The organism is Jhaorihella thermophila (assembly GCF_900108275.1).
Lineage (GTDB): Bacteria > Pseudomonadota > Alphaproteobacteria > Rhodobacterales > Rhodobacteraceae > Jhaorihella > Jhaorihella thermophila.
Genome location: NZ_FNVD01000021.1, coordinates 12,138 through 28,153, shown reverse-complemented (window position 1 = coordinate 28,153; position 16,016 = coordinate 12,138). Strand labels below are relative to the sequence as shown.

The window sequence follows — 16,016 nt, the reverse complement described above, 5'->3', positions numbered from 1 at the left end:
AAAGAAAGATGGCCGCGGGACTGATCGTATTGTGCCTGGCCTATGTGCTGAGCCAGTTTTTTCGTGCGTTTCTGGCCGTTCTGGCCGGGCCGCTCTTGCAGGACATCGGGGCGAGCCCGGACGACCTGGCCACGGCTTCGGGGCTTTGGTTCCTGGTTTTCGCGCTGATGCAGTTGCCGGTGGGCTGGGCGCTGGATCATCTGGGGCCGAGGCGAACGGCGGCGTGGTTGTTGTTGCTGGGCGGCGGTGGCGGCGCGGCGTTGTTTGCCGTGGCGACGGCGCCGATCCATGTCAGCCTGGCGATGGGGCTGATCGGGGTCGGGTGTTCTCCGGTGCTCATGGCGTCCTACTACATTTTCGCCCGCGAGTTTCCCCCGGCGCGGTTCGCCACGCTGGCGGCGTTGATGCTGGGGGCGGGGTCGGCCGGGAACCTGATTGCATCCTACCCCACGGCGCTGGCCGCGGAGTGGTTCGGCTGGCGCGGAACGCTGGCGGGGCTGGCGGTGCTGTCGGCCCTGGTCGCGGTCGGGATTCTGGTGACGGTTCGGGACCCCGAGCGCGTCACCCACGCCAACGAAAAGGGGTCCCTGTTCGACCTGCTGAAGCTGCCCGTGGTCTGGCCGATCATGGCGATGATGTTCGTGAACTACGTTCCCTCGGGCGCGATCCGCGGGCTCTGGATCGGCCCCTATCTGACGGACGTGTTCGGCCTTAGCACGACTCAGGTCGGGCAGGCGACGTTGCTGATGGGGGCGGCGATGATCGCCGGCACCTTTGCCTATGGCCCGCTGGATCGGATACTGCGGACCCGCAAATGGGTGGTCGCCGGCGGCAACATGGCGGGAGTCGCGACCTTGGTTGCGCTTGTTTTCACGATCGATGACAGCATGTGGCTTTCGGTCGCACTGATGGCGGCCATCGGGTTCCTGGGAGGCTCTTTCCCCGTGATCATGGCGCATGGCCGGTCGTTCTTTCCGCCGCATCTGGTGGGACGCGGCGTGACGTTGCTGAATCTGTTCGGAATCGGCGGTGTCGGGGTGATGCAGTTCGCCTCTGGCCGGGTTCACGCGGCATTTTCGGATGCGGGCGGCCCCGCGCCCTATGTCGCGATCTTCGCCTTCTTTGCGGCGTCGCTGGCGACCGGGGTGGCGGTCTATCTGTTCAGCCGCGACCGGCTGGACTGAACTGGGCCTTTCCAGAGCCCTGCTTTCCTTATAGAGAAGCGCAGCCGGCCGCGCGGTTGGCACATTCTGACCCGGAATTGGAGAAGGAAAGATGGGGTACCGAGTCGTCGTCGCCGGCGCCACGGGCAACGTGGGCCGCGAAATGCTGAACATTCTGGCCGAGCGCCAGTTTCCCGTGGATGAGATCGCTGCCCTGGCGAGCCGAAAATCGCTGGGCACCGAAGTCAGCTTTGGCGACAAGACACTCAACACCCAGGATATCGACCAGTTCGACTTTGCCGGCTGGGACATGGCGCTGTTCGCGATCGGGTCCGAGGCGACGAAGAAATACGCCCCCGTCGCGGCGGCCGCGGGCTGTGTCGTGATCGACAACAGCTCGCTCTATCGCTATGACCCCGACGTGCCGCTGATCGTGCCCGAGGTGAACGCCGACGCGATCGAGGGCTATTCGAAGAAGAACATCATCGCCAACCCCAACTGTTCGACCGCGCAGATGGTGGTGGCGCTGAAGCCGCTGCATGACCGTGCACGGATCAAGCGGGTTGTGGTCAGCACCTATCAATCCGTGTCGGGCGCCGGGAAAGAGGCGATCGATGAGTTGTGGGACCAGACCAAGGGCATGTATGTGCCCGGACAGGAGGTCGCGCCCAAGAAGTTCACCAAGCAGATCGCGTTCAACGTGATCCCGCATATCGATGTCTTCATGGAAGATGGCTCCACCAAGGAAGAGTGGAAGATGGTCGCCGAGACCAAGAAGATCCTGGATCCGTCGATCAGGGTCACCGCGACCTGCGTGCGGGTGCCGGTTTTCGTCGGCCACTCCGAGGCGATCAACATCGAGTTCGAGGACCATCTGGACGAGGACGAGGCCCGCGACATTTTGCGCGAGGCACCGGGTATCCTGGTCGTGGACAAGCGCGAAGATGGCGGATATGTCACGCCGGTCGAATGCGTGGGCGACTATGCCACCTTCATCAGCCGGATCAGGCAGGATTCCACCATCGACAACGGGCTGAACCTGTGGTGCGTCAGCGACAACCTGCGCAAGGGGGCGGCGCTGAACGCCGTGCAGATCGCCGAGGTGCTGGGCAACCGGGTGCTGAAAAAGGGCTGAACCAACCCCTTCCGGTCCAGCGGGCGCCTGCCATCGGCAAGGCGCCCGTTTTCATTACCGCAAGAGGGACGAAAGGGCGCAGGTAGCCGCCCATTGAAGTATTCCAGAAGTCGCATATTAATGCGGGCATATGCCGGACGCGCCCGATCCGACCATTCGCGGGCAGGGGGCGCGTCCGGCGAACTCCGGGCGGTTGCTTGTGTCCCTCATGATAAGCAGCCCGGATCGGCGAAGGCCCGGTCGGGGTCTTCGGGAAAGCGGTCCCGCCCTCCCGGGGCCGCTTTTCGTTCGCGAACCGTCGGATCAAACCGGTTGTGATGCGCCCTTTCGGCGCATATGTTCTGGCCAGTTCGAAACAGGGATCCTGGATGCCGTTCCAGAAGGTTCAGCCAGAGAAGCTCTCCACCTCGGTCGTCAGGCAGATCGAGCTCTTGATCCTGCGCGGCGTGCTGCGCCCCGGCGAACGTCTGCCGGCCGAGCGCGAGCTGTCCGAGCGTCTGGGCGTGTCGCGCCCCTCGCTGCGGGATGCGGTGGCGGAGCTGCAGGAACGGGGCCTTCTGACCACGCGGCCCGGCGCGGGGATCTATGTGGCCGACGTCCTGGGCAGCGCCTTTTCCCCGGCGCTGATCCGGCTGTTCGCCACCCATGACGAGGCGGTGTTCGACTACATCGCCTTTCGCCGCGACATGGAGGGGCTGGCGGCCGAACGTGCGGCGCGTCTGGCCTCGGACACCGATCTGAAGGTGATCGACACGGTGTTCCGCAAGATGGAGGCGGCGCATGCCAAGCGGAACCCGGCGGACGAGGCGCGGCTGGACGCCGATTTCCACCTGGCCATCATCGAGGCCAGCCACAACGTGATCATGCTGCACATGATGCGGTCGATGTATCAGCTGCTGCGCGAAGGCGTGTTCTATAACCGAGCGACCATGTTCAAGCAGCGCACCACGCGGTCGGAGCTTCTGGACCAGCACCGGGCGATCAACGATGCCCTGCAGGCCCGCGACGCGGAAGGCGCGCGCAACGCGGTAACGGCGCATCTGAACTATGTGGAACGGTCGCTGAGCGACTACCGCAAGGCCCAGCATAACGAACAGATCGCGCGCCAGCGGTTCGAGCACGAGCGCAATCGGTGAAGAATAATTGGCGAAAATCTAAGTCGAAAAAATTAGCCGCACCCGTGAAGGCGCGGCTAATGATCCAGATCGTGAAGCGGTGCGCTTCAGTTTTTCGCCTGTGTTAGTTCCCGGCCGGGGAGAAGTTCTGACCACCGTCCGCCGACTGAATGGCGGTCTTGGTGTTGTTGGCGACTTCGGTCGTGCCCGAGCTGATCGTGTTGTAGGCGGCGGCGGCAAGGGCCACGACGGCGGCGGTCAGCACGACCCAGTCAACAGTCACGGCGCCGTTTTCGTCCTTGCGGAATTTGTTGATGAACTTCAGCATATCTGGTCCCTCCAAAGGATCACTGGATTCGGTTTCTCTCTCACCCCGGCTTCCGGTCCGGCCGCTCTCTCTTCGACCTCGTGTTCGCCGTGGTATGGGTGTATATGGCCCCAGCTCCGTGGCAGGATTTGGACGGAAACGGGGAATTTTTCGTTCTGTTTAGATGGATGCCTGCTATGGGATTGAGAACCGATTTCGAGGCGTGGCAATACAAGAAGCCCGCATCACGCCATGGATGCGGGCTTCTTCAGTGCTTTTCGGTGGCTCAGGTCTCTATGCCGTTCATTGGCTGCTGCTGCTGTTCGTGGCCGGGGTGAAGCTCTCACCACCGTCCGCCGACTGAATGGCGGTCTTGGTGTTGGTGGCGACTTCGGTCGTGCCCGAGCTGATCGTGTTGTAGGCGGCGGCGGCAAGGGCCACGACGGCGGCGGTCAGCACGACCCAGTCAACAGTCACGGCGCCGTTTTCGTCCTTGCGGAATTTGTTGATGAACTTCAGCATATCTGGTCCCTCCAAAGGATCACTGGATTAGGTTTCTCTCTCACCCCGGCTTCCGGTCCGGCCGCTCTCTCTTCGACCTCGTGTCCGCCGTGGTATGGGTGTATATGGCCCCAGCTCCGTGGCAGGATTGGGACGGAAACGGGGAATCTGACGTCAAATTTTAACTTTCCTTGAGGTTTTGGTTAATCGATTGTTAGTAAAAGGAAAAAAATTGGGGAGCCCTTGGTTTGCGGGGGGGCGGCGCGGCTATTGTCGTGCCAAATTTGGCAAAACCGTCAGATTTTTGACCCCGCCCCGCTGGCGAAATGGGATCGGGTGCGGGAAACTGGCGCAAAACGACACGAGGCAGGTGGATGTATCGGTTCCGATCGAGGCTGGCTCTTGCGCTCTGCGCGAGTCTTCTGGCGGCCCCGGCCTGGTCCGAGCCGGCGATTCCCTCGCCGGGGGCCAAGCGCGTCACGCCGCCGCCGCCGGGAGCGCAACGGCGCATCACGGTCCAGATCCGGCCCGGTGATGAAACCTGGGTGTCCGACAGGCCCGGACCGACCGCAAAAGCCGATGACAAGGCCACTAGCGAGGGCGTCCCCGACAGTCCGCCGGCCTCTGCGGGCCGCTATGCGTGGTTCTGGGCGCATGTCCCGCCGGGGGCGGATCACCCGGGGACCGAGCGGCTGGACGCGGCTCTGGCCGCGCTGTCGGCCGAAGGCTCGGTGGTCACGCCGTCGCTGGAAACCCTGATGGAGATCGTCCACAGCCGCGGCCCGGCGATCATGAGGGAAACGGTGGGAACGCGCGTGTCGCCGGCGCTCGCGCTGGCCGTGATCGCGGTTGAATCGTCGGGGCGGGCGGATGCGGTCAGCCGCGCGGGCGCCGAAGGGCTGATGCAGCTCATGCCCGACACGGCGGACCGCTTCGGAGTTGCCGACAGCCGGAAGCCCGAACAGAACATCGCCGGCGGAGTCAAATATCTCGACTGGTTGCTCGGGGAATTCGGCGGCGACCCGATTCTGGCGCTGGCCGGATACAATGCCGGGGAAGGGGCGGTCAGAAAGCATGGCGGCGTGCCGCCCTATGCTGAAACCCGCGACTATGTCCCCAAGGTGCTGGCCGCCTACCGGATGGCGCGGAACTTGTGCGTGACGCCGCCCGAGCTGATCTCGGACGGCTGCGTTTTCGTTTCGATGGACCGATAGGTCCGGTCAGACGATCGTGGCCTCGGTGGCCGCGATCATCTCCTCGCGGGTCACGCCGGGGGCCAGTTCGACGATGTGCAGCCCCTTGTGGGTGACGTCCAGCACGCCAAGATTGGTGATGATCCGGTCCACCACGCCCTTGCCGGTCAGCGGCAGGGTGCATTCGCGCAGCACCTTGGATTCGCCGTGCTTGTTGGTGTGATCCATCACCACCACCACGCGGCCCACGCCGGCCACCAGGTCCATCGCGCCGCCCATGCCCTTGACCAGCTTGCCGGGGATCATCCAGTTGGCCAGATCGCCCTTTTCGCTCACTTCCATCGCGCCCAGGATCGCCATCGCGATCTTGCCGCCGCGGATCATGGCAAAGCTGGTGGCGCTGTCGAAATAGGCCGTGTAGGGCAGTTCGGTGATTGTCTGCTTGCCGGCGTTGATGAGATCGGGATCTTCCTCCCCTTCGTAGGGGAACGGCCCCATCCCCAGCATCCCGTTTTCGGACTGGAGCACGACGAACTTGTCCTCGGGGATATAGTTCGACACCAGCGTCGGAATGCCGATGCCGAGGTTCACATACATTCCGTCTTCGAGTTCCTCGGCCGCCCGCGCGGCCATCTGATTGCGGTCCCAAGGCATGGATCAGGCCTCCTCACGCTGGCGCACGGTGCGCTGTTCGATACGTTTCTCGTGCTCGCCCTGAATCAGGCGGTGGACATAGATGCCCGGCAGGTGGATGTGGTCGGGGTCCAGCTCGCCCGGTTCGACGATCTCTTCGACCTCCATCACGCAGACCCGGCCGCAGGTCGCCGCGGGCACGTTGAAGTTGCGCGCGGTCTTGCGGAAGATCGCGTTGCCGGTGGTGTCGGCCTTCCACGCCTTGACGATCGACAGATCCGCGACGATGCCGCGCTCCATGATATAGGTTTCGCCGCCGAACTCCTTGTGCTCCTTGCCCTCGGCGATCACGGTGCCGACGCCGGTTCTGGTATAGAAGCCCGGAATCCCCGCGCCGCCGGCCCGCATCCGCTCGGCCAGCGTGCCCTGGGGGTTGAATTCCAGCTCCAGCTCGCCGCTCAGATACTGCCGCATGAATTCGGCATTCTCGCCCACATAGGACGAGATCATCTTTTTCACCTGGCGGGTCTGCAGCAGGATGCCGATGCCGAAATCGTCCACCCCGGCATTGTTCGAGGCAAAGGTCAGATCCTTGACGCCCGACTCCTTGATCGCCTGCAACAGCAGTTCGGGAATCCCGCACAGGCCGAACCCGCCGGCGGCGATGAACATGCCGTCATGCAGCAGCCCGTCCAGCGCCTCGGCGGCATTGGAATACACTTTCTTCATGGATGTCTCCCCTTACGCGGTATGGCGCGTTTCTGCCGTCGCGCAGGAAGCAAGTCAACAAACGGGCCGGGGGATAGGTATTTCTACCTACCCCCCGGAAAACCGTTCGATCCTTGATGCGCGGCTTCAGCCCTTGCCCGCCGCCGCCTTGGTCTTGGTCGCAGCCTTCTTGCGGGCCGTGGTCTTTTTCTTCGTGCCTTTCTTGGCCGCCTTTTCGGCGATCAGCTTGACCGCCATCTCCATGGTCACGTCCTGCGGATCCACGTCCTTGGGCAGGGTGGCGTTGATCTTGTCCCATTTGACATAGGGGCCATAGCGTCCGTTCATCACGTTGACCGGCCCGCCGTGTTCGGGATGCTCGCCCAATTCCTTGAGCGGCGTCGCGGCAGCCCCTCGGCCATTGCCGCGCGCGGCCTTCTTGGCCAGTTCGTCCACCGCGCGGTTGATGCCGATGGTGAATACCTCGTCCACGTCCTTGAGGTTGGCATAGGTCTTGCCGTGCCGGACATAGGGGCCATAGCGGCCGATCGCGGCCTCGATCATCTCGCCGTCCTCGGGGTGCGGGCCGATCTGGCGCGGCAGGTTCAACAGCATCAGCGCCTTTTCCAGATCCACCGTGGACAGATCCCACCCCTTGGGGATCGACGCGCGCGGCGGCTTGGGGTTGTCCTCGGTCGCCTCGCCGCGCTGCACATAGGGGCCAAAGCGGCCCTTGCGCAGGGTGATGACCTCGTCCCCGTCATAGCCGAGAATCTTGCCGTCCGGCCCCATCTCGTCGCCTTCGGCGCCCGGCGGGCCGAAGGGGCGCGTATAGCGACATTCGGGATAGTTCGAACAGCCGATGAAGGCCCCGCCCGACCGCGCGGTGCGAATCGAAAGGCGGCCCTGACCGCAGAGCGGGCAGAGGCGCGGATCCGATCCGTCCTCGGTCGGCGGAAAGATGTGCGGCTCCAGCACCTCGTTGATCTTTTCCAGAACCTCGGTGATGCGCAATTCGGACGTTTCGTCCAGCGCCGCCGAGAAGTCGCGCCAGAACTTGGCCAGCACCTCCTTGTAGTCGGCGTGGCCCGCGCTGATCTCGTCCAGTTCGTCCTCCAGCCCCGCGGTGAAATCGTAGCTGACATAGCGGGGGAAGTAGTTCATCAGGAACGCCGTCACCAGCCGGCCCTTGTCCTCGGGGATCAGGCGGCCCTTTTCCTTGCGAACGTAGCCGCGGTCCTGGATCGTGGTGACGATGCTGGCATAGGTCGAAGGCCGGCCGATGCCCAGCTCTTCCATCTTCTTGACCAGCGTGGCCTCGGTATAGCGCGGCGGCGGCTGGGTGAAATGCTGCTCGGGCGTGATCGAGCGTTTCTCGACCGGTTCGCCCTGCATCATCTGCGGCAGGCGGCGGTCGTCGTCATCCACCGCCGGCTCGTCCCGGCCCTCTTCGTAGACGCGCATGAACCCGTCGAACAGCACCACCTGACCGGTGGCGCGCAACTCCACCTGACCGTCGGCGCTGGCGATATCGACCGTGGTCCGCTCCAGCCGGGCCGGGGCCATCTGGCAGGCGATGGTGCGTTTCCAGATAAGGTCGTATAGCTTGCGCTGATCCTCGTCCGTCACCTTCAGGCTGGACGGTTTGCGGCGCATGTCGGTGGGGCGGATGCATTCATGCGCTTCCTGCGCGTTCTTGGCCTTGTTCTTGTACATGCGCGGGCTCGACGGCACATATTCCGCGCCATACAGGTCGCGGATCGCGTCGCGGGCGGCATGCACCGCTTCGGGTGCCATGTCGATGCCATCGGTCCGCATGTAGGTGATATAGCCCGCCTCGTAGAGCCTTTGTGCCGCGCTCATGGTCTGGCGCGCGCCCATGCCGAACTTGCGGCTGGCCTCTTGCTGAAGCGTCGAGGTCATGAAGGGCGGGGCGGGGTTGCGGGTGGCAGGCTTGGCCTCGACCGCCTTGACGGTCAGATCGCGCGAGGTCACAGCCTGAACAGCCAGTTCGGCCTGGGTTTCGTTGGCGATGTCGAACTTGTCGAGCTTCCTGCCCGCAAGCACCGTCAGCCGCGCCTCGAACTCCTGCCCGCGCGGGGTCGAAAGGATCGCCTTCACGGTCCAGTATTCCTGGGGGCGGAAGGATTCGATCTCCATTTCGCGCTCAACGATGAGCCGCAGGCAGACCGATTGCACCCGGCCGGCGGATTTCGCGCCAGGTAGTTTGCGCCACAGAACCGGCGAAAGGTTGAACCCGACCAGATAATCCAGCGCGCGGCGGGCGAGATAGGCCTCGACCAGCGGCATGTCCACCTGGCGCGGATGGGTCATCGCCTCGCTGACCGCGTCCTTGGTGATCGCGTTGAAAGTGACGCGGGAGACGGCCGTGTCTTTCTTGATCGCCCGGCGTTTGGTCAGCGCCTCCTGCAGGTGCCAGCTGATCGCTTCGCCTTCACGGTCGGGGTCGGTGGCAAGGATCAGCGCGTTGTCGTCTTTCAAGGCATCGGCGATCGCCTTGACGTGCTTTCGGCTGTCCGGGTCGATCTCCCATTTCATCTCGAAATCATGCTCGGTATCGACCGATCCGTCCTTGGCGGGCAGGTCGCGGACGTGCCCGTAAGAGGCCAAAACCTTGTAGTCGGAGCCGAGATACTTGTTGATTGTCTTGGCTTTGGCCGGAGATTCGACAACGACGACAGGCATTTAACTGGCAACTCCTCACAGGGATTCGGGCGCTTTCTATGGCGGCGCAACATGTGGGGCGCAAGTCCCGAATGTCAATGCGGGCCGTTTTGTCCCGCTTGGTGACGGTCGCGCGGACATGCCGGACAACCCCCGCCAATCCATCGGGGACTTGGCTTTGCGGCCGGCGCCGGACCTCTTGCCGTCAGACCGACCGGCTGAGCAGGCCGCCGGGTTGCCGCGTGATTTTCCCTTCGAGTTCCAGATCCACGAGAACGGGCGCCACCTCGCGCGCCTCGGCCTGCATGTCGCGGATCAGTTGATCCTCGGCGACGGGCGATGGGCCGAGCCGGTCGAGAATCTGCCGGTGCAGGGCGGCGACTTCGCGCAAATCGCGCCGCGGGGCAGGGGCGGGCGGGACGTCGCGAAGAAGATCGGGCTGCTCCGGTTCGGCCATGCGCGCCTCTGCATGCTCGGGCAGGGCGGCGATGACGTCCTCGGCGTTGCGCACCAGCGTTGCGCCGTCGCGGATCAGCATGTTGCAGCCGGCAGCCCGGGCATCGAAGGGATGGCCCGGCACGGCCAGCACCTCGCGCCCCTGGTCGAGCGCGTCGCGCGCGGTGATGAGACTGCCTGATCGCGCCGCGGCCTCGATCACCACAACGGCCTGAGCCAGCCCCGAGACGATTCGGTTGCGGCTGGGAAAATGCCGGGCCAAGGGTGCCATGCCCATTGGCTGTTCGGAAAGCCGCAGGCCATGTCGTGCGATGTCATGGCCCAGATGCGTATTGTCAGCCGGATAGATGATGTCCACCCCGCCGGCCATCACCGCCACGGTGCCGGTTTCCAACGCGGCGACATGGGCCGCCGTGTCGATGCCGCGGGCCAGCCCGGACACCACGACATAACCCGCCGCGCCCAGATCCCGCGCCATGGACCGCGCCATCCGAGTGCCCAGCGACGACGCATTGCGCGCGCCGACGAGTGCGATCATGGGGCGCCTCAGAACGGTCACGTCGCCGACGGCCCACAGAAGTGGCGGCGCATCGGGCAGCTCCGCCAGCTGTTCGGGATAGTCGGGCGCGCCAAGGCACAAGAGCCGCGCGCCCGCGGCTCTTGCGGCCTTGATTTCGGCTTCGACGACACCGGGAGGGCACGGTTCATACCCCTCGACCCCGGCGGCGCGCGCCACTTCGGGCAGCGCGGCCAGCGCGTTCTGCGCCGTGCCATGCTCGGCCATGAGCCGGTGGAACGTCGTCACACCGACCCGGCGAGAGCGCAACAGGCGGAGCCAAGCAAACCGGTCCTCTTCCGTGGTGGGTGGGAGTGGGGGGTGAATGGAAGAATGCTGTTCCCCGGTCATCCGTCGCTCCGTCTGTTGCGGAAATCGGTTTAGACCGCACACCGTTAACGGGCGGTGAATCTCGTGAAAAGAATCGAAAAATTTTCGGCCAATGCGCCGGAACGGGGATCAGGCGGCCGAACCGCCCACCGTCAGCCCGTCGATCAGGACCGTCGGCTGACCCACGCCGACGGGCACCCATTGCCCATCCTTGCCGCAGGTGCCCAGACCGGGATCCAGCGCCATGTCGTTGCCGAGCGCCCGGATCCGTTTCAAGGCCGAGGGGCCATCGCCGATCAGCGTCGCGCCCTTGACCGGGGCGCCGACCCTGCCGTTCTTCACCCGATAGGCTTCGGTGCAGGAAAAGACGAACTTGCCGTTGGTGATGTCCACCTGCCCGCCGCCGAAGCCCACCGCCCAGATGCCGTCGCGGATCTCGGCCACGATGTCGTCGGGATCGGCATCGCCGCCCAGCATGATCGTGTTGGTCATGCGCGGCATCGGCTTGTGGGCAAAGGACTGGCGTCGCCCGTTACCGGTTGGCTCCACCCCCATCAGGCGCGCGTTCTGCCGATCCTGCATGTAACCGACGAGGATCCCGTCCTCGATCAGCACGTTGCGTCGCGACGGGGTGCCCTCGTCGTCCACGGTGATCGAGCCGCGCCGGTCGGGGATCGTCCCGTCGTCCACGACGGTCACGCCCCGGGCGGCGACCTGTTGGCCCATCAGCCCGGCAAAGGCCGACGATCCCTTGCGGTTGAAATCGCCTTCCAACCCGTGGCCGATTGCCTCGTGCAGCAGGATGCCGGGCCAGCCGGGGCCCAGCGCCAGCTCCATGACACCGGCCGGGGTGGGTTCGGCCTCGAGATTGACCAGCGCGATCCGCAATGCCTCGCGCACGCGGGCCTGCCAGTCGTCGGGTTCGATCAGCCCGTCCAGCCCGACGCGCCCGCCGCCGCCGGCGGTGCCGGTTTCGCGCCGTCCGTTCTGCTCCACGATCACCGAGACATTCACGCGCACCAGCGGCCGCGTGTCGGTCACCTGCACTCCGTCGGGGCGCAGGATCGCGATTTCCTGAAGCGAGGCCGCGAGCGAGGCGGACACCTGAACCACGCGCGGGTCCAGATCGCGGGCGAAGGCGTCGATTTCCTTCAATGTCTCTACCTTGACCGGAAAAGAGGTGCCGGCGATCGGGTCGGCGTCGGTATAAAGCCTCCGGTTGGTCGGCTGCGGCGGCTCGGCTAGCGTGCCGCCACCATCCGCCACCATCAGCCGAACCGTCTCGGCCGCGCGCTTCAGCGCGGGGATAGAGACATCGGTCGAGTGGGCGTATCCGGCGACCTCGCCATTCACCGCGCGCAGTCCGAAGCCTTCGGAGGCGTCGTAAGAGGCCGACCGCAGCCGCCCGTCATCGAACACCAGCGATTCGGATTTTCGCCGCTCGACGAAGATCTCACCGTCCTCGGCGCCAGCGGTGGCCTCGCGCAGGATCTGATTCGCCTCGTCCAGGGGCAGGGTGGTCTCGAAGGGGCGGAAAGGGTCTGCCGACATGCCTCGTCCTTTCTGATTTGATCCAGATCAAGCCGCAAAATTTGATCCAAATCAAAAAAGCGTTTGTTTGCCGCAAGCATTTCGCTTTATCTGCTATCGCGAATATGGTTTTTACTGCGCCAATGACAACAGGGCCGGACCGGATGCACGCGAATTCGGTGCCGGTGGCGAGGAACAACGGGATCAACCGATCAGGACAGATGATGAAGAACGCACTGACGCTTTCGGGTCTTTTCGCGACCCTTTCGAGCGTGCCGGCACTGGCACAAGACGGTCTGGAAGGGCTTGAGACAGTTGGCAAGCCGACTCCCGGGGGCACCGGCTTCCAGCCGGCGGCGACGGATCTGGCGCGCGGTCTGCAGTCGCTGGACTGGCTTCTGCTGGTGATCATAACGGCGATCTGTGCGCTGGTAGCGGCGCTGATCCTGGTCGTGATCGTCCGCTACAACCGCCGCGCCAACCCGAACCCGGCCTCGTTCACTCACAACACGCCGGTGGAGATTCTCTGGACCGTGGGGCCGATCATCATCCTGGTGTTCATCGGCGCCTTCTCGCTGCCTGAACTGTTCAAGCAGCAGGAAATCCCCGAGGGCGACATCACCATCAAGGTGACCGGCAACCAGTGGTACTGGAGCTACGAATACGTGGACGAAGGCTTCGGGTTTGATTCGTTCATGCTGGCCAAGGAAGACCTGGCCGACTACGGCTACAGCGAGGACGAATATCTGCTGGCCACCGATACCGCCGTCGTCGTGCCCGTGGGCAAGATCATCGTGATGCAGGTGACGGGATCCGACGTGATCCACTCGTGGACCATTCCGTCGTTCGGCGTGAAGCAGGACGCCGTGCCGGGGCGTCTGGCCGAACTGTGGTTCAAGGCCGACAAGGAAGGCGTTTATTTCGGTCAGTGCTCCGAACTGTGCGGCAAGGATCACGCCTATATGCCGATCACGGTCAAGGTGGTCAGCCAGGAAGCCTATGATCAGTGGCTGAGCCGCGCGAAGGAAGAATTCGCCGGCATTCCGCAGTCCTACCGCGTGGCATCGAACTGATAAGGGCAGGGCGGGGCGCATTCCCGCCCGCGCCGGAGCAAGCGCATGAGCGACGTCAGCTATAACACCGACATACGCGAGCACGAAGCCGGCTTCGGCGATTATTTCGCCCTGCTCAAGCCGCGCGTGATGTCGCTGGTTGTGTTCACCGCGCTGGTGGGGCTTTTGGCCGCGCCGGTGCCGGTGCACCCGATGATCGGCTTCTGCGCGATCCTGTTCATCGCCATTGGCGGCGGGGCGTCGGGCGCGCTGAACATGTGGTGGGACGCCGATATCGACCGGGTGATGAAGCGCACCCGCAACCGCCCGATCCCCGCGGGAAAGGTCGAGGCGGGCGAGGCGCTGGCGCTGGGCCTGGCCCTGTCGGGCTTCTCGGTGGTGATGCTCGGGCTTGCGACCAACATCTTCGCGGGCGCCTTCCTGGCCTTCACCATCTTCTTCTACGTCGTGATCTACTCGATGTGGCTGAAACGCTCGACGCCGCAGAACATCGTGATCGGTGGCGCCGCAGGCGCGTTCCCGCCGGTGATCGGCTGGATCGCGGCCACGGGCGGCATGGCGGTCGAGCCCTGGCTGATGTTCGCGTTGATCTTCATGTGGACGCCGCCGCATTTCTGGTCGCTGGCGCTGTTCATGCGGTCGGATTACGACGATGCGGGCGTGCCGATGCTGACCGTGACCCATGGCCGCCGCGCGACGCGGGTGCATATCCTTGTCTACACCGTGTTGCTGGCGGCGCTGTCTCTGGGCGCGGCATTCTCGGGGATCGGCGGGCCGATCTATCTGACGGTTGCGGCGGTGATGAACCTGCTTTTCCTGCGGGGCGCGGTCCGCATCTGGCGGCGTGACGAACGGACGGCCGAGGCGGACGATTTCGCTGTGGAAAAAGGCTTCTTCAAGCTTTCGCTGCTCTATCTTTTCCTGCATTTTGGCGCGATTCTCGCCGAGGCGCTGCTGAAGCCGTACGGCTTGGGAGGCTGGGGATGAGCCTGAAGCGGACCCACGAATTGCACCAGCGGCGCTTCAGCCGCAACCTCGGCCTCGGCCTGATTTTGGCGGCCTTCGTCGCCATTGTCTTTGGTCTGACCATGGCCAAGATTTCGAACGGCGATTTCTCGGCGCCCTATGCGCCGGCGCAAGCCAATCAGGAGGGGCAGTGATGGCGGCCCCGAACCCCGGCAGGACAGCGGCCAAGCTGGTCGGCGTTGTGGTGGTGATGGGGGCGCTGGCCTGGGCGTCGATCCCGGCCTACAACTGGTTCTGCCGCGTGACCGGCTTTGGCGGGACGACCGGCGTGGCCGAGAAGGCGCCGGACGAGGTTCTGGACCGCACCATCAAGGTTCGGTTCGATGCAGGCACCGACCGCGACATGCCGTGGGAATTCAAGCCTCAGGTCCGCACCATGGAAATCCGCATCGGCGAGACGGGGCTGGCCTTTTATGAGGCCTACAATCCCACGGATCGGCCAATCGCGGGGCAGGCGTCCTACAACGTGACCCCTTATGCCGCCGGCGGCTATTTCCAGAAGATCGAATGCTTCTGCTTTACCGAGCAGGTGCTTCAGCCCGGCGAGCGGGTTGAAATGCCGGTGACGTTCTTCGTGGATCCCGAGATCGTCGATGATCCCGAGGCGAAATATCTGCATACGATCACGCTGTCGTATACCTTACATGAAATCGACCTGCCCGAGGACTATGCCGCCGCGGGTGGCGAGACGGACAACAAGCTGAACTAAAGCCAAGAGGTGAGGGACACTTACATGGCGCACGCTAAAAACCACGATTACCACATTCTGCCGCCCTCGATCTGGCCGTTCCTCGGCGCCGTCGGGGCGTTCGTCATGCTCTACGGCGCCGTTCTGTGGATGCACGGCATCTCGTCCTGGATGTTCTGGGTCGGCCTGGCTGTGGTGCTGTATACGATGTACGGCTGGTGGGCGGACGTCGTCCGCGAAGCCCGGACCGGCGACCACACCCCCGTCGTCCGGATCGGCCTGCGCTATGGCTTCATCCTGTTCATCACCTCCGAGGTGATGTTCTTTGCCGCGTGGTTCTGGTCGTTCTTCAAGCACGCGATGTATCCGATGTACGAATACGCGGGCACCGAATACATCAAGCCGGACTACCACCCGATCGACCCCTTCCACATTCCGCTGATCAACACCGTGATCCTGCTGCTGTCGGGGGTGGCCGTGACCTGGGCGCACCACGCGCTGGTGCATGAAAACAACCGCAAGGCGCTCATCAACGGGCTGGCCATCGCGATCGTGCTGGGCATCGCCTTCACCGCGCTTCAGGCCTATGAATATGGCGTGCTGATCCTGCACTACGGCTGGACATTCGGCGGCGACATCTTCTATTCGAACTTCTTCATGGCCACCGGGTTCCACGGGGTACATGTGATCGTCGGCACGATCTTCCTGATCGTCTGCCTGATTCGCGCGATCAAGGGCGATTTCACGCCCGAACAGCATGTCGGGTTCGAGGCCGCCGCGTGGTACTGGCACTTCGTCGATGTGGTGTGGCTGTTCCTGTTCTTCGCGGTCTACATCTGGGGCACCGCGGGGATGTAAGCCGCGCCGCCACGGTTGCATTCCGGCAACCGATCGGCGACATCAACAGGCGCGCGGGT

At 64.1% G+C, this 16,016-nt stretch carries 16 protein-coding genes; 9 read left to right on the top strand and 7 right to left on the bottom strand.

All coding sequences use genetic code 11. The annotated features are described in order from the left end of the window. Positions 1 to 8: 8 nt before the first annotated feature. The 3 genes from C4S70_RS16095 (at position 9) to C4S70_RS16085 (ending at position 3,434) form a co-directional block, all read left to right on the top strand. Positions 9 to 1,184 carry an MFS transporter gene (locus tag C4S70_RS16095; RefSeq protein ID WP_104009130.1) on the top strand — a complete coding sequence of 392 codons (1,176 nt, stop codon included), beginning with the start codon at positions 9 to 11 and terminating at the stop codon, positions 1,182 to 1,184. Between the two features lie 91 nt (positions 1,185 to 1,275). Beyond that, positions 1,276 to 2,298, top strand: coding sequence for an aspartate-semialdehyde dehydrogenase (locus C4S70_RS16090; RefSeq protein ID WP_104009129.1), 1,023 nt, complete (start codon positions 1,276 to 1,278; stop codon positions 2,296 to 2,298). A 368-nt stretch (positions 2,299 to 2,666) separates the two neighbouring features. Then, entirely contained in the window at positions 2,667 to 3,434 is a 768-nt protein-coding gene (locus C4S70_RS16085; RefSeq protein ID WP_104009145.1) for a FadR/GntR family transcriptional regulator, read from the top strand. A 103-nt stretch (positions 3,435 to 3,537) separates the two neighbouring features. Here C4S70_RS16085 and C4S70_RS16080 read toward each other — a convergent pair whose 3' ends face one another. Together C4S70_RS16080 and C4S70_RS16075 are read right to left on the bottom strand one after the other, a co-directional pair. Then, positions 3,538 to 3,741: a hypothetical protein gene (locus tag C4S70_RS16080; RefSeq protein WP_104009128.1), complete on the bottom strand. Its 204-nt coding sequence runs from the start codon at positions 3,739 to 3,741 to the stop codon at positions 3,538 to 3,540. A gap of 282 nt (positions 3,742 to 4,023) precedes the next feature. Further along, complete coding sequence (locus C4S70_RS16075; protein ID WP_104009127.1) at positions 4,024 to 4,242, bottom strand: hypothetical protein; 219 nt, start codon at positions 4,240 to 4,242, stop codon at positions 4,024 to 4,026. Positions 4,243 to 4,595: 353 nt separating this feature from the next. Here C4S70_RS16075 and C4S70_RS16070 point away from each other — a divergent pair, with 353 nt between their 5' ends. Then, on the top strand, positions 4,596 to 5,435 hold the full coding sequence (locus C4S70_RS16070) for a lytic transglycosylase domain-containing protein (protein ID WP_200822786.1): 840 nt from the start codon (positions 4,596 to 4,598) through the stop codon (positions 5,433 to 5,435). 6 nt (positions 5,436 to 5,441) lie between these two features. Here the strand turns inward: C4S70_RS16070 and C4S70_RS16065 are convergent, their stop codons facing one another. From C4S70_RS16065 to tldD, 5 genes are all read right to left on the bottom strand, one after another. Further along, positions 5,442 to 6,068, bottom strand: a complete 627-nt coding sequence (locus C4S70_RS16065; RefSeq protein ID WP_104009126.1) for a 3-oxoacid CoA-transferase subunit B — start codon at positions 6,066 to 6,068, stop codon at positions 5,442 to 5,444. A gap of 3 nt (positions 6,069 to 6,071) precedes the next feature. Continuing rightward, positions 6,072 to 6,776, bottom strand: a complete 705-nt coding sequence (locus C4S70_RS16060) for a CoA transferase subunit A (RefSeq protein ID WP_104009125.1) — start codon at positions 6,774 to 6,776, stop codon at positions 6,072 to 6,074. Between the two features lie 126 nt (positions 6,777 to 6,902). After that, the gene (gene topA, locus C4S70_RS16055; RefSeq protein ID WP_104009124.1) at positions 6,903 to 9,461 is read right to left on the bottom strand and encodes a type I DNA topoisomerase; all 2,559 of its coding nucleotides are present in this window, start codon (positions 9,459 to 9,461) and stop codon (positions 6,903 to 6,905) included. A gap of 184 nt (positions 9,462 to 9,645) precedes the next feature. Then, a complete protein-coding gene (gene dprA / locus C4S70_RS16050) occupies positions 9,646 to 10,803 on the bottom strand; it encodes a DNA-processing protein DprA (RefSeq protein ID WP_104009123.1) in 1,158 nt (385 codons plus the stop codon). Between the two features lie 108 nt (positions 10,804 to 10,911). Then, positions 10,912 to 12,333: a metalloprotease TldD gene (tldD, locus tag C4S70_RS16045; RefSeq protein ID WP_104009122.1), complete on the bottom strand. Its 1,422-nt coding sequence runs from the start codon at positions 12,331 to 12,333 to the stop codon at positions 10,912 to 10,914. Positions 12,334 to 12,536: 203 nt separating this feature from the next. Between tldD and coxB the strand changes: the two genes are divergently transcribed. Genes coxB through C4S70_RS16025 form a run of 5 tightly spaced genes read left to right on the top strand, consistent with a single transcriptional unit; the run spans position 12,537 to position 15,957 of the window. Continuing rightward, positions 12,537 to 13,385, top strand: coding sequence for a cytochrome c oxidase subunit II (gene coxB, locus C4S70_RS16040; RefSeq protein WP_104009143.1), 849 nt, complete (start codon positions 12,537 to 12,539; stop codon positions 13,383 to 13,385). A gap of 45 nt (positions 13,386 to 13,430) precedes the next feature. After that, entirely contained in the window at positions 13,431 to 14,372 is a 942-nt protein-coding gene (cyoE, locus tag C4S70_RS16035) for a heme o synthase (protein WP_104009121.1), read from the top strand. Beyond that, positions 14,369 to 14,545, top strand: coding sequence for a hypothetical protein (locus tag C4S70_RS18875; protein WP_200822785.1), 177 nt, complete (start codon positions 14,369 to 14,371; stop codon positions 14,543 to 14,545). Before cyoE ends, C4S70_RS18875 begins: the two co-directional genes overlap by 4 nt. Then, entirely contained in the window at positions 14,545 to 15,120 is a 576-nt protein-coding gene (locus C4S70_RS16030) for a cytochrome c oxidase assembly protein (protein WP_104009120.1), read from the top strand. The genes C4S70_RS18875 and C4S70_RS16030 overlap by 1 nt, the downstream gene beginning before the upstream one ends. 24 nt (positions 15,121 to 15,144) lie before the next feature. Continuing rightward, complete coding sequence (locus C4S70_RS16025) at positions 15,145 to 15,957, top strand: cytochrome c oxidase subunit 3 (protein WP_104009119.1); 813 nt, start codon at positions 15,145 to 15,147, stop codon at positions 15,955 to 15,957. Positions 15,958 to 16,016 lie beyond the last annotated feature (59 nt).

What these genes read in the sequence shown, in the direction of transcription:
- C4S70_RS16095 (WP_104009130.1), top strand. Translation starts at nt 9, where the DNA reads ATGGCCGCGGGACTGATCGTATTGTGCCTGGCCTATGTGCTGAGCCAG.
- C4S70_RS16090 (WP_104009129.1), top strand. Translation starts at nt 1,276, where the DNA reads ATGGGGTACCGAGTCGTCGTCGCCGGCGCCACGGGCAACGTGGGCCGC.
- C4S70_RS16085 (WP_104009145.1), top strand. Translation starts at nt 2,667, where the DNA reads ATGCCGTTCCAGAAGGTTCAGCCAGAGAAGCTCTCCACCTCGGTCGTC.
- C4S70_RS16080 (WP_104009128.1), bottom strand. Translation starts at nt 3,741, where the DNA reads ATGCTGAAGTTCATCAACAAATTCCGCAAGGACGAAAACGGCGCCGTG.
- C4S70_RS16075 (WP_104009127.1), bottom strand. Translation starts at nt 4,242, where the DNA reads ATGCTGAAGTTCATCAACAAATTCCGCAAGGACGAAAACGGCGCCGTG.
- C4S70_RS16070 (WP_200822786.1), top strand. Translation starts at nt 4,596, where the DNA reads ATGTATCGGTTCCGATCGAGGCTGGCTCTTGCGCTCTGCGCGAGTCTT.
- C4S70_RS16065 (WP_104009126.1), bottom strand. Translation starts at nt 6,068, where the DNA reads ATGCCTTGGGACCGCAATCAGATGGCCGCGCGGGCGGCCGAGGAACTC.
- C4S70_RS16060 (WP_104009125.1), bottom strand. Translation starts at nt 6,776, where the DNA reads ATGAAGAAAGTGTATTCCAATGCCGCCGAGGCGCTGGACGGGCTGCTG.
- topA (WP_104009124.1), bottom strand. Translation starts at nt 9,461, where the DNA reads ATGCCTGTCGTCGTTGTCGAATCTCCGGCCAAAGCCAAGACAATCAAC.
- dprA (WP_104009123.1), bottom strand. Translation starts at nt 10,803, where the DNA reads ATGACCGGGGAACAGCATTCTTCCATTCACCCCCCACTCCCACCCACC.
- tldD (WP_104009122.1), bottom strand. Translation starts at nt 12,333, where the DNA reads ATGTCGGCAGACCCTTTCCGCCCCTTCGAGACCACCCTGCCCCTGGAC.
- coxB (WP_104009143.1), top strand. Translation starts at nt 12,537, where the DNA reads ATGAAGAACGCACTGACGCTTTCGGGTCTTTTCGCGACCCTTTCGAGC.
- cyoE (WP_104009121.1), top strand. Translation starts at nt 13,431, where the DNA reads ATGAGCGACGTCAGCTATAACACCGACATACGCGAGCACGAAGCCGGC.
- C4S70_RS18875 (WP_200822785.1), top strand. Translation starts at nt 14,369, where the DNA reads ATGAGCCTGAAGCGGACCCACGAATTGCACCAGCGGCGCTTCAGCCGC.
- C4S70_RS16030 (WP_104009120.1), top strand. Translation starts at nt 14,545, where the DNA reads ATGGCGGCCCCGAACCCCGGCAGGACAGCGGCCAAGCTGGTCGGCGTT.
- C4S70_RS16025 (WP_104009119.1), top strand. Translation starts at nt 15,145, where the DNA reads ATGGCGCACGCTAAAAACCACGATTACCACATTCTGCCGCCCTCGATC.